Source organism: Brevibacillus fulvus, assembly GCF_016908525.1.
GTDB lineage: Bacteria > Bacillota > Bacilli > Brevibacillales > Brevibacillaceae > Brevibacillus_G > Brevibacillus_G fulvus.
Window position 1 is genome coordinate 128,895 of record NZ_JAFBEB010000006.1, and the last position, 13,080, is coordinate 141,974.

11 protein-coding genes are annotated in these 13,080 nt (G+C 47.9%); 1 reads left to right on the plus strand and 10 read right to left on the minus strand.

The genetic code is table 11. The annotated features are described in order from the left end of the window. Positions 1–24 precede the first annotated feature (24 nt). Positions 25–582: a tRNA 5-(aminomethyl)-2-thiouridylate-methyltransferase MnmM gene (gene mnmM / locus JOD01_RS10525; RefSeq protein ID WP_204518278.1), complete on the minus strand. Its 558-nt coding sequence runs from the start codon at positions 580–582 to the stop codon at positions 25–27. 174 nt (positions 583–756) lie between these two features. Between mnmM and JOD01_RS10530 the strand changes: the two genes are divergently transcribed. Then, positions 757–1,803: a YkvI family membrane protein gene (locus tag JOD01_RS10530; protein WP_204518279.1), complete on the plus strand. Its 1,047-nt coding sequence runs from the start codon at positions 757–759 to the stop codon at positions 1,801–1,803. A 47-nt stretch (positions 1,804–1,850) separates the two neighbouring features. On the opposite strand, the gene JOD01_RS10535 is transcribed toward JOD01_RS10530, so the two are convergent. From JOD01_RS10535 to JOD01_RS10575, 9 genes are all read right to left on the minus strand, one after another. Further along, on the minus strand, positions 1,851–2,717 hold the full coding sequence (locus JOD01_RS10535; RefSeq protein ID WP_204518280.1) for a 2-oxoacid:ferredoxin oxidoreductase subunit beta: 867 nt from the start codon (positions 2,715–2,717) through the stop codon (positions 1,851–1,853). Continuing rightward, a complete protein-coding gene (locus tag JOD01_RS10540; protein WP_204518281.1) occupies positions 2,689–4,467 on the minus strand; it encodes a 2-oxoacid:acceptor oxidoreductase subunit alpha in 1,779 nt (592 codons plus the stop codon). Before JOD01_RS10540 ends, JOD01_RS10535 begins: the two co-directional genes overlap by 29 nt. 190 nt (positions 4,468–4,657) lie before the next feature. After that, a complete protein-coding gene (locus tag JOD01_RS10545) occupies positions 4,658–5,599 on the minus strand; it encodes a dipeptidase (protein ID WP_239565373.1) in 942 nt (313 codons plus the stop codon). Positions 5,600–5,745: 146 nt separating this feature from the next. Beyond that, the gene (gene spoVS, locus JOD01_RS10550) at positions 5,746–6,006 is read right to left on the minus strand and encodes a stage V sporulation protein SpoVS (RefSeq protein WP_003385776.1); all 261 of its coding nucleotides are present in this window, start codon (positions 6,004–6,006) and stop codon (positions 5,746–5,748) included. A 117-nt stretch (positions 6,007–6,123) separates the two neighbouring features. After that, complete coding sequence (locus JOD01_RS10555) at positions 6,124–6,918, minus strand: TIGR00282 family metallophosphoesterase (RefSeq protein ID WP_204518283.1); 795 nt, start codon at positions 6,916–6,918, stop codon at positions 6,124–6,126. Positions 6,919–7,083: 165 nt separating this feature from the next. Further along, on the minus strand, positions 7,084–8,640 hold the full coding sequence (gene rny, locus JOD01_RS10560; protein ID WP_239565374.1) for a ribonuclease Y: 1,557 nt from the start codon (positions 8,638–8,640) through the stop codon (positions 7,084–7,086). A gap of 448 nt (positions 8,641–9,088) precedes the next feature. Continuing rightward, positions 9,089–9,724 (minus strand): RecX family transcriptional regulator, encoded by a 636-nt coding sequence (locus JOD01_RS10565; protein ID WP_204518284.1) that lies wholly within the window; start codon positions 9,722–9,724, stop codon positions 9,089–9,091. A gap of 68 nt (positions 9,725–9,792) precedes the next feature. Next, positions 9,793–10,851, minus strand: a complete 1,059-nt coding sequence (gene recA / locus JOD01_RS10570) for a recombinase RecA (protein WP_204518285.1) — start codon at positions 10,849–10,851, stop codon at positions 9,793–9,795. A 168-nt stretch (positions 10,852–11,019) separates the two neighbouring features. Beyond that, on the minus strand, positions 11,020–13,047 hold the full coding sequence (locus JOD01_RS10575) for a Na+/H+ antiporter (RefSeq protein ID WP_204518286.1): 2,028 nt from the start codon (positions 13,045–13,047) through the stop codon (positions 11,020–11,022). Positions 13,048–13,080: the final 33 nt, after the last annotated feature.

The following is a 13,080-nucleotide window of genomic DNA, read 5'->3' on the forward strand; positions in this document are numbered from 1 at the left end:
ACGCAATTACCTATACGGGGCCGGTTACTGCCGCCGTTCAATGGCCAGCAAAAAGGGCGCCTGATTTTGCTGGTTGACATACTGATAATGCAGTGCCAAAAATTCGCTCTGCGCAAGCGACTGGCAATACCGTTCAACAGCCTCCTTTTCGCTTTGGCCGGCCGCATGTCCCCAATAGACCACAATCGTCATGATGCCGCCCGGACGAAGAATGGACAGGCCCGCTTCAATCGCGCGAATCGTGCTGTCCGCTGTCGTCGTGACCGCTTTGTCTCCGCCTGGCAAATAACCGAGATTAAACATGATCGCTCCGACCTGTTGGCCGAGCTGTCCCATCAACTCATGGCTGGCTAATTGCAGGTCAACCCATTCGAGGACACCCTCCTGCTCCAAACGCAACCGCGTTCTTTCCACAGCTTCCTTCTGTATGTCATAAGCGATGACACGCCCATTTTTTCCGACAAGCTGGGCAAGAAACAACGTATCATTGCCGTTGCCCATCGTTGCGTCCACGACGGTTTCTCCTGTCACCACCCTCTCCCTGATCAATCTTCTCGCTACTTCCAAAACATTTGGCAACATTGCAATATCCTCCATTTACTTACTGTACTACCCTACCTTCTACTGTAAAACGGTTAACGCGATCTGGCAAATCCGCAGCTTGCCCCACTAACCTTGGCAACCCGGAACACGGTGAAACGCATATTTGGCGTTCCTGGTCATAAGATGGGAATAAGTTGGGACAGGAGGTTAATCATGCAGAAGTCTGTAAAAGAAACCTTTCAAATCGCTTTTACATATATCGGAACAGTAGTAGGCGCCGGTTTTGCCTCTGGAAAAGAGATTATCGAGTTTTTTGCACAATATGGCACGCAAGGACTCATTGGAATCATTTTGGCCGCTCTGCTGTTTGTCTGGGCAGGCACACGGGTTATGTTGGTCGCTCATCGCATACAGGCCGATTCGTTTCACGAATTGAATCTGTACCTGTTTGGGAAAACGGTAGGAACGTTGTTTAATTTTTTGCTCGTCACGATCACCATCGGTACCACCTCGGTGATGCTGGCGGCCGCCGGTTCGCTTTTCAGTGAATCGTTGCATTTGCCGGCACAAATCGGCATCTGGTTCAGTATGCTCATGATCTTTTTGGTGACCACCAAAGGGTTGAACGCCATCCACTCGGTAAACAGTATTTTTGTTCCCATCCTCATCAGTTTCACCTTTCTCGTTTTTTGGAACAGTCAAATGCAAGAGCCGGCACAAGCGATCATTTTGATTAAAGAGCCTTGGGTCTGGCTAACCTCCCCGCTATATTATGTCGCCTTAAACGTTTCGCTGACGCAAGGAATTTTGGCGCCAATCGGCAAGCGCTGCAGCGATGTGAAACCGCTAATATGGGGCGGACTGCTTGGCGGATTGGGAATCGGCGCTTTGTTGCTGCTGGCCTTCTTTTCCATCAGTCCCAATCTCTCTTTGTTGCAGCACCTGGAAATGCCGATGATTTTTCTTTTGCAAAATTTGGGACATGGATTCAGTCTCCTCTTCTCCCTCGTCGTCTATGCGGAAATCTTTTCATCGCTCGTTGCCAATGTGTTCGCACTGAAACAGCAGGTGAAGAGCCTGCTGCCGCTCCCGCAGAGCGTGATTATTCTGGTGATCCTGCTGATTTGTTACAGCATCAGCTTCGTCGGATTCGGCTCCTTGGTTCACTTCCTGTATCCGCTGTTCGGACAGCTCGTTGGCCTTCTGTTGTTCGTGCTGTTTTGGCAACAATGGAACGAGTGGAAGCAGCAACTGCGCTGACCGCAAAAAAACCTCTCCGATTGGAGAGGTTTTTTGTTTGATGTTGATTAAGCAAATTCTTTAACCAATTTGGCGAAATCTTCTTCACTCAAGCGCAAATCTTGTTTGACAAGACCTTCTTCTTTGAAGCCAGGCACCAATTGTTCGTAAGATTTTTGCTCTGTGTTTTGATAGATCAGTCCATTGAGCAATCCTTTATATTGCATCGAATAAGACATTGCTTTGACGCGATCGTGCGGATCGTAGCCTTCGATCGAATCAACCTGAACGATATTTTCTTTAAACCAATCGTACGTGTTTACTTTGTTATAGGTGACACAAGGACTGAACACATTGATCAGGGAGAAACCTTCATGTTTGATCCCTTTTTCGATCAATTCGGTCAAACCTTTCAGATCACTGGAGAAAGATTGGGCTACAAAGGTAGCACCAACGGAAAGCGCCAATTCTACCGGCGAAATCGCGGATTCAATAGAACCGCCCGGTGTCGATTTGGTCACAAATCCGGTTTGGGACCGCGGCGATGTTTGTCCTTTGGTCAAGCCATAGATTTGGTTATCCATCACGATATAGGTGATGTTCATATTGCGGCGGATCGCATGGACAGTATGCCCCATCCCGATGGCAAATCCATCACCGTCACCGCCGGCAGCGATGACTGTCAATTCACGGTTCGCCATTTTCAGCCCTTGTGCAATTGGCAAGGCACGGCCGTGCACACCGTGGAAACCATAGCAGTTGATGTAACCGGAAATACGGCCGGAACAACCGATACCGGAAACAACAGCCAGTTGTTCTGGTTCAAGACCTACATTGGCAGCCGCACGTTGGATGGCAGCTTGTACGGAAAAGTCACCGCAACCAGGGCACCAGTTTGGCTTGATGTTATTTCGAAACTCTTTCATAGTCGCCATGTTTAATCAGCCCCTTAACCTCAGTATAGATTTCTTTCGGCAGGAAAGGATTTCCGTCATATTTCAAAACTGACTCAATTTTTTCAGCATGACCCACATGCAGTTTGAGCAGATTTGCGATTTGACCTGTTGCGTTGTTTTCGACCGTAATTACTTTTGTCGCCTTTTCCACATAAGGTTTGATCACCTCGGTTGGGAAAGGATGGATCAACCGGATTTGCGCATGGTTCACTTTCAAGCCTTCTTTTTCCAAACGTTCTTTTGCTTCTTGAATCGTACCGCCAGTGGAGTTAACGCCCACGATCAGCACATCGGGTTCGCTGTGCGGCGCATCGAAAAGAACGGGATTTGGGAATTTTTGGACTAGTCCATCCAGCTTGCGCATCCGCTTATCCATTTGTTGTTTCCGGTTAACCGGACTTTCGGAAGGATTTCCGCTCGGTTGGTGTTCAACCCCGGTCACATGGTGCAAACCATATTTTTGGCCAGGTACGACACGCGGCGAAACCCCGTCTTCCGTGACTTCATATCGTTTGAACAAATCGTTTTGTTCGCGTTCGGGAAGTTCTTGACCAAGCAACAGCTTACCGCGGCGAATTTCCACTTTGCTGAAGTCAAACGGCGTAACCGTTTGTTTGCCCAAAGAAAGCGTCAAGTCTGTCGCCAAAATGACCGGCACTTGGTATTCTTCAGCGATATTGAGCGCTTCAATCGTGTCATAGAAGCATTCTTCAACCGTGCTTGGCGCCATCACGACTTTCGGAATTTCCCCATGGGTACCGTTGATCAAGGCGTTCAAGTCGGACTGTTCTTGTTTGGTTGGCATACCGGTAGATGGACCGCCGCGTTGTGTATCGACGATCACAACTGGTGTTTCCGTAATACCCGCCAAGCCGATCGCTTCCATCATCAAGGATAAACCAGGGCCTGCGGAGGCAGTCAGAGCCCGCACCCCACCGTAGTTTGCACCGATCGCCATCGTAATGGCAGCGATTTCATCTTCTGTCTGAATGACCGTTCCGCCGAATTTCGGCAGCTTTTTAATCAAATATTCCATAATCTCGGACGCCGGAGTTATTGGATAAGCTGGCATAAAACGCACGCCGCCGGCAATCGCACCGAGTGCTATCGCATCGTTACCGATCATAAACAATTGTTTTTGGCCATCCGCTTTTTCCAATTGGAATTCTGGCAGATTGCCCCCTGTCAATTCATTGACAAAGTCGAACCCTCTGCGGATCGCTTCCATATTCTTTTCAACCACTTTTTCCCCTTTGCGGAGGAACATATCTTCAACAATGTTGCGATAATTTTCGACAGGTATTCCCAAAATCGAGCTGGAAGCGCCGATGGAAACCATGTTTTTCATCAAGGAAGTTCCCAATTCGTCAGCGATCTCTGTCAGAGGTACAGTCAAAAGACGCACGGACGGCAACCCTTCCGGCAATTTTGGATTAAACTTCGCGTCAGCGATTACAATTCCGCCTTCGCGCAATTCGTGTGCGTTAAGATCAATCGTTTCCTGGTCAAAGGCTACGAGAATGTCCAGATCGTCGGAAATTGCACGCATCGGTTTTGTACTTACGCGAATTTTGTTATTGGTGTGTCCACCTTTGATACGGGAAGAAAAGTGACGGTAACTGTACAAATGATACCCCATGCGGTTCATTGCCATCGAGAAGATTTCACCTGTACTCTCGATACCTTCCCCTTGTTGCCCCCCAACTTTCCAAGAAAGTTGACTAATCATCCAAATTCCACCCCTTCAGTGACTGTAAGAGCTGCACCTTCATTCAACATTTTCAACTAAGATGTGACAAAATTGTGCATAGACTAGACCCATTGTAGACCTAGCTTGGCAAATTTGCAAGTGCTTTCCTCTGATAATAATTTTGGTCTCGATAAAACGTTGAACTCAGTACATTAATAACTTTACGCTCTTATTGTAACACGTTTTGAAAAACGCGCAACCAGTTTTCAAACATGATTTTTTTCACTTCATCTTCCTTAAAATGCTTCAATAAGGCATTGACCAGCCGTTGATACTCGCCGGCGCTGGACAAATCTCCGAAGCGTTCGACGGTCCCGTCGAAGTCGGAACCAAATGCAACGTGATCAAGTCCCCCGAGCGCACATACATGATCCAAATGACGCAGCAAATCGTCAATCCAGACGGTTCGTTTTTCGCTCGTCACGAACATGTCAACAAACGTCAGACCCATGACGGAATCTTTTTCGATCAATGCGCGAATTTGCTGATCAGTTAAATTCCGCGGGTGATCACACAGTTTTCTCGTGTTGGAATGGGAAGCGATGACCGGCGTTGAACTTAACTCCAGCACTTCCCAAAAACCGGGTTCAGCCAAATGGGAAACATCCACCATCATGCCTAACCGATTCATTTCCCGAACCACTTGCCGGCCGAAAAGAGTCAATCCGCGCGGAGACGGTTGCAAACATCCGTCAGCCAGTTGATTGCGGATATTCCAGGTCAGGCCGATCCCTCTTACTCCCATCCGATAGAGCTCATGCAAATTACCGAGATCGTGTCCAAGCGGATGTCCGCCTTCTATAAACAGAATAGCCCCTTTCTTCTCCTTTAATACACATTGCTCCAAATCACCGCGAGAATAGATCGCCGTCACAGGAGGAACCGCCACTTGTTGATGAAAAATTTTGATCATTTCCATTGCCGAGCGATACGCCCTCGCTCCTTTATGCTCCGTTGGCACCCAGACATCAAATACTTGAATGTGCACGTTCCCGCGCTTCATCTCCGGCAGACTGACCTGCAACCGTTCATCTCCTCGCGCAAATCGGAGCGTGCGGTCCTCCCACAGCTTTAACAAAGCATCGCAATGTGCATCAAAAACTTTGCTCAATCGTCTCTTCTCCCTTCTCTTGGCTTCCCCTACTTGATGCAACCATAAATCGTCCGCCAACACAAGAGATTTTCGGCTTTTTTTGGATACAAAAAAAACCTGTTCATTCATAAGGAACAAACAGGTTAAGCTTTACCCGTATGCAATTATCTCGGCTCTACGATCAGTTTTATGGCGGTGCGTTCCTCTCCATCAATTACAATATCTGTAAAGGCTGGAATGCAAATCAAGTCAACTCCACTAGGCGCTACGAACCCTCGTGCAATCGCTACGGCTTTTACTGCTTGGTTAAGCGCCCCAGCACCGATGGCTTGAATCTCAGCGGCTCCGCGTTCGCGAAGTACACCTGCAAGGGCACCTGCAACGGAGTTGGGGTTAGACTTTGCTGAAACTTTTAATACTTCCATCCTTTTGAACCTCCCGTCAGATAGGATTACTGTTATTAATAGAATGATATTCGAATAACCCCTAAAAATTCCTGCAAACTGTTCGTAAAGATTCAAAAAATTCCGAGTCTAAACATATTATTCCATAAACGGGTGGTCATCGTCAATTCGGATTCGTTCCAATTTTGTTGTCTTCCCCGTTGCTTTATCCAATGTAAGCAGCACGGCGTTGAGCTGCGTCCGTCCCGTGGCCACTTCAAAACGAACCGGCAGTTGGGTCAAAAACTTTTTAATGACCGCTTCTCGCTCCATGCCTAAAATTCCATCGCGCGGTCCGGTCATGCCTACGTCAGTCAAGTAGCCTGTACCTTGAGGCAAAATTCGTTCATCGCCTGTCTGCACATGAGTGTGGGTGCCGACCAAAGCGCTGATTTTGCCATCCAGATACCAAGCGAGCGCCTGCTTTTCCGAAGTGGCTTCCGCGTGGAAATCGACAAATATGTATTTCGTCCGTTTTTTCGCTTGCTCCACCAATTGGACTGCCGTGGCAAACGGGCATTCCAGCGGCGGCAAAAAAGCGCGTCCTTGCAAATTGATCACCGCTAACTCGCCAACCGGATGTTTGATATACGTGATCCCCTTCCCCGGTGTTCCTTCCGGAAAATTGGCGGGACGAATCAGACGAGGTTCCTGATCGATAAAGTCAAAAATCTCTCGGTTATCCCAGGTATGGTTGCCCATCGTAATCGCTTCTGCGCCTGCTTCAAACAGTTCCCGACAGATTTTTTCCGTAATTCCTCTGCCGTGGGCCGCATTTTCCCCATTGACCACGATAAAAGTCGGATCATATTTGCGTTTCAAGCGGGGCAAATAATCGCGAACCATCTCGCGACCGGCCGAGCCCATAATATCGCCAACAAATAACAGTTTCATCTTATGTATCACCTCTATCTCTAAGTATATACCAATCCCCTTGTGCAACAATCCTTCGAATGAAAATTCCCCTGTGACGACTCGTCCTGGCCCAAATCAGCTAACGAGTTCGGCGCCGCATACCAATTTGGTCAACAGACACAAAAAAAGTGGCTTAATGCCACTTTATTTTGCGTACTCGACTGCCCGTGTTTCCCGAATAACGGTAACTTTAATATGTCCGGGGTAATCGAGTTCATCTTCAATTCGTTTTGTGATCTCCCGCGCCAGGCGAACGGCTTCCGCGTCATCCACCTTTTCCGGTTGAACCATCACGCGCACTTCACGCCCTGCCTGAATGGCAAACGATTTTTCCACACCATCAAACGACTCGGAGATCTCTTCCAGTTTCTCCAACCGTTTGATATAGGTTTCCAGCGTCTCCCGGCGAGCTCCCGGCCGCGCAGCGGACAATGCGTCTGCCGCTCCGACCAGCATCGAAATGACTGATGTCGGTTCTGTGTCCCCGTGGTGGGAAGCAATACTATTAATGACAACCGGATGTTCATTGTATTTCTTCGCTAACTCCACGCCGATTTCCACGTGAGAGCCTTCCACTTCATGGTCAATCGCTTTTCCGATGTCATGCAGCAATCCGGCGCGTTTGGCCAGTTTGACATCTTCCTTCATTTCAGCCGCCATCAAGCCAGCTAAATGCGCTACTTCCATGGAGTGCTTCAAGACGTTCTGTCCATAGCTGGTCCGGTAATGCAATCGACCGAGAATCTTGATCAAATCCGGATGCAAACCATGCACATCCGTTTCGAAAGTTGCCTGTTCCCCATACTCCCGAATACGTTCATCCACTTCCCGTCTTGCTTTGTCAACCATCTCTTCAATTCGGGCCGGGTGGATACGTCCATCGGCAACAAGTTTATCCAAGGCAGCTTTGGCAATCTCCCGACGGATCGGATCAAAACCTGACAAGATCACCGCTTCCGGTGTATCATCAATGATCAGATCAATACCGGTCAAGGTTTCCAAAGCGCGAATATTACGTCCTTCGCGTCCGATAATTCGCCCTTTCATTTCATCGTTTGGCAAAGTGACTACGGAAACTGTCGTCTCCGCTACATGATCTGCAGAACAACGCTGGATGGCGGTCGAGATAATTTCCCGCGCCCGTTTGTCAGCTTCTTCCTTCGCTTGCGTTTCAATCTCCTTGATCATCATTGCCGCTTCATGGCGAACCGTATTTTCGACATTGGACAAAATAATATTCTTCGCTTCTTCCTGCGTTAACCCGGAAATACGCTCCAACTCGGAAACTTGTTCTTTATATAGTTGCTCTACTTTCGTTTGCAGATCGCCAATCGCTTTCTCCCGCTCTGCCAGTTCTGCTTCTTTGCGCTCCTGTTGCTCCAGTTTGCGGTCAAGCGTTTCTTCCTTTTGAAGAATCCGTCGTTCCTGGCGCTGAATTTCATTGCGGCGTTCCCGCAATTCGTTTTCTGCTTCAGATCGAAGCTTGAAAACTTCGTCCTTAGCCTCCAAAACTTTCTCTTTCTTAACCGCTTCGGCATCCCGCCTTGCTTCCTCGACAATCTGTTTGGCAGCTGTCTCGGCACTGGAAATCTTGGCTTCGGCAATCGATTTACGAAGGAAATATCCAACGATAAAGCCAACTGCAAGTGCTAGTACGAGCAATAAAATAACCAATAGTGGATTAATGAGTGGACTACTCATAGGTCTGTAACTTTCACCTCCTTGCTGTTGAGACATCTCCCCGCTTTCTAAGCATTCGATTTCCTTTTCATACACTGCACACACATACTCATGCTGTTTTTAAAACAGGATGTATCCAGCAGTTTTTGTCCTCCGCTGTAAGAAGCATCGGAATAGCAGGATAGAAAACCTTCGTGCGCCTTTTTTAAATGGCGCAGTGGCGGTTGCCGATCGGAACGTCTCGCTCCGCAGACCGACATCCTGCGAAAAAGAAGTCCAAGAATTTCTTCTTGTAAAAAACAAGACCGATTCTACTCGGTCGGCTGAATCCGTATGAAAAACATACGGTTGTTCAGTTTTGCCACTGTGAATAGCGAGAGAAAAATTGAAAAATGTATGAAACACCACGTATATACATAACTATTTTAGTATTTGCAGTTCAGGCTTGTCAAGAAGCAGGATTCTTGCGTTAATCGGCGTTATCCAATTCCCGTTTGATTCGACTGATCACAGATGGCGAAAAGCCTTTGCGCTGCAACATCGCGCATAGTTTATAAATCTCCTCGCGAGTCAATTTCTCGCTCCGATTGCGAATTTTTTTCCAGACAGCCTTGCGGGCGGCTTCCCATTCGTCCTCAGGTGACAATTGTTCCAAAGCATCTGCAATCTTGTCAGCGCCGATTCCTTTTTGCTGCAGCTCCATGCGCAGCGCAAATCCGCTCTTTCCTTTAAGGCGGCTGCGTTCCTGCACCCACTGCTCGGCAAATTTGGCATCATCCACATACCCTTCTGTTTCGCACCGCTGTCTCGTCTCCTCGGCAATCTCCGGAGTGTACCCCTTCGTCAGCAAATACTGATACAGCTGGCGGGCGGAACGGGGACGGAAGCCAAGATAGCGCAACGCCTGCAAGTAAGCTTTATGCCGCTCCTCGGCGTCCAAAATCCCTTGCCAAAATTCCTGATCAATCTCCGTTCCTTTGAACAAGCGAAACTTGATCAGGATATCCTCATGAATACTGAACGCAAACTGCTCATTAATGTAAAGATGATAGCGCTGCTTTTGTTTCTGATCTTGATAAACGGCGGTGATAATCCCCTGGTTCATACAAGCTCCTTTCCAGTCGAAGACCGGGACAAAAGAACAGCCTGTCCAGGTGACAGGCTGTCTTTCGCTTATTCAAAATCAAAGATTGGTTCTTCGTCCTGCTCTGGATCTACTACCGCTTCCCCGGTTGGAATCGAATTTGGATTCAGGCTGAAATACTCACGAACTTTTTCCTCAATTTGACTACAAATTTGCGGATTTTCTTTCAGGAACAGCTTCGCATTTTCCCGGCCTTGTCCCAGACGTTCATCATTGAAGGCATACCATGCTCCGCTTTTGGACACAACATCAATTTCCGCCCCGATGTCCAAAATGCTGCCTTCACGGGAAATTCCTTCCCCGTACATAATATCGACTTCCGCGGTTTTAAACGGTGGCGCAACTTTATTTTTCACCACTTTGATTTTGGTTTTTGTACCGACAACATCATTGCCCGCTTTGATGCTTTCCGCTTTCCGAACGTCCAATCTGACGCTGGCGTAAAATTTAAGCGCACGTCCACCTGGCGTCGTTTCCGGATTCCCAAACATGACGCCCACTTTTTCACGGAGCTGGTTAATAAAGATGGCGATCGTTTTCGACTTGTTGATCGCACCGGACAATTTCCGCAATGCCTGAGACATTAAGCGTGCTTGCAAGCCGACATGGGAGTCGCCCATTTCCCCTTCTATCTCCGCTTTCGGTACAAGTGCGGCGACAGAGTCAACGACGATAATATCCACCGCACCGGAACGCACCAATGCTTCGGCGATTTCCAACGCCTGCTCACCTGTATCTGGCTGGGAGAGCAACAGCTCTTCAATATTTACTCCCAACTTTTGGGCGTAAACTGGATCCAAGGCGTGTTCTGCGTCGATAAATGCAGCTTGGCCCCCTTGTTTTTGTACTTCCGCAATCGCATGCAGAGCCACGGTCGTTTTACCGGAAGATTCAGGTCCAAATATTTCAATGATTCGTCCACGCGGGAATCCGCCAACTCCCAATGCGATATCTAATGCCAACGCTCCGGTGGAAACTGTGGAGACTTGAACGTTAGCCATTTCCCCCAATTTCATGATGGAACCTTTCCCAAATTGCTTTTCTATTTGGCGCAATGCGCTTTCCAAAGCTGCACGACGATCTGACAAAACTGACACACCCTTTCGAATGACATAACCTATCTGTAATCATCATACATCGAGACAGAAGCTTTTGCCAAGCATTTTTTGCGAACAAATATTCGGTTTGCTCATTCCCTGCCCCTGCCCAGCCACCTGCCGATCTGCGCACAGGCAGTCGGCAAAAAGCGGTGACAGTTACTCGACATGTTCGTATAACGCCACACTTTCGATGTAATTGATAAATCTGCGTAATTCTTTGGCCTGGTCTCTGCTGATTTCTCCATTCTCGTACATTTTATGGATTTCCGCTCGCTCGATATCCATCACTCTCAGCCGCAATTCTTCTTTTTGCTCTTCGCTTTTCTCATTGTAAACTGCCGCTGTGCGCTTCAATTGATCGATCATCCGTTTGTAATCGACTATTACCAAGTTGAGCGCCTCAGCTTCCTCGGCTTTTTTTGCGTGGTTTTGCAAAAACTCCAGGGCGGATTGCAGCGCCTTCGTTTGAATTCCCCTGCTTACCCGCAAATTGGCCATTCTTGTTTCCTTGTCTTTACGATAATGAAACCAAAACCGTCCCCACGCTCTTTTCATTAACCCTAACAGAAACAACGTCCGTTGACGAACACTGTTAGACAAAGCTTCCTCCCGATGGTCCAACCATCTTTCAAAAATGGCAATGACATCTTCTTCCAACCGTTTTTTCTCCATCAATTCATACAGATAGGCCCGCTCTACTTTCAATGCCTGTAACCGGATTTCCGTCACTTTTTGTTGAAATGGACGGCTGTAAGCAGTTATTTCGTTTGGTTGAAATTGGTGAAACTTCCGTTTATATTCAGCCATCAGCTCATAGGCAGCGGCTTCGTTTTTCTCGTTGATTTCTTCCCTTATTTTGTTGATCGCCGTCAGCAAAATTTTTCGTTTCGCTTCGTGGATGCTCATGTAAGAAGCAGCGTCTCCTGCAACGGCTGCACGACTGCTGAGCAGTCGCAGAAATATGGTAGCGGCAAGCAACGTAAACAATATCACCCCGGCCGCCAAAAAGAGGATCAATGCACGTTCCGGAAATGCTTCGCCGTTTACTTTGCTGAGCGGAATGGACAGAACACCCACCATTGTCACAGCTCCGCGAACACCGGTTAAACTGGTAATCAGCGATGTTTTGAGATTCGGCTGTTCGGCGCATTTGATCTTGGCCAAGCGGTATTCATAATACGAAAAAGCATATGACCAGAGAAAGCGAATTCCCAGAATCACAATCCCGAAGGCCAGCACATAGCCGATGATTAATCCATTCCCGATATTCGGGTTTGCCACTGCCTCCGCCATCGAGTGGGGAATGGTCAATCCCAATAAGAGGAAGACTACACCGTTGAGCACAAAAGACACAACCGACCAAATATTCTCGGTCAGCACCTGTTCCTCGGCAACCAGCGTCTCTGTTTTTTCTTTGACGAGGGCATGCAACACGCCTGCGGTAACGACGGCAATCACCCCGGAAGCGTGCAGCATCTCCTCGGCAACGAGAAAAATGATAAACGGTGTCAGTATATGTAATAACGAATGAAAAGTCACATCGTGAATCCCTTGTTTTCTTAGCAAAAAGCGAATCCAGGTAATCAGAATGCCCAAGCCCAGACCGGCGATGAGACCGACAATGAACATATAGGAAAAGTCGACCACGGCAGCTTTCAGGGAAAAATAACCCGTTACCACCGCCGCAACCGCATAATTAAAAGCAACCAATCCGGAAGCATCATTGATGAGCGATTCTCCGCGAACCAGATTTAAGACTTTTTCCGGAATATGTACCTGTTTGGCAATGCCATTGACCGCAACCGGGTCGGTTGGAGATAAAATGGCGGCCAGCGCAAACGCCGCAGCAAGCGGAATGCTTGGAATCATCCAATGAATGAAATATCCCCCGCCAATGGTCGTCACCAGCACCAGGACAATCGCATTCCCCAGAATCGCCCTGCGCATCTTCCACAATTCTTCCCGTGGAAAATAGCGACCGTCATTATATAAAAGCGGCGCCACAAACAACAGCAAAAACCACTCCGTTTCAATCTCAAACGTGAAGTTTTTTGCAACCAGCGAAACGATCATGCCGAATACAATTTGCGTGAGCGCTGTCGGAATAAACGGGATATAATGGCTGATTATATTCGAAATCATCAAACAAAGCAGCAAAACTAAAACGGTCATCAGCAAAGTCATTCGTTGTTCTCCCTACATTTTTTTCTAGTATTC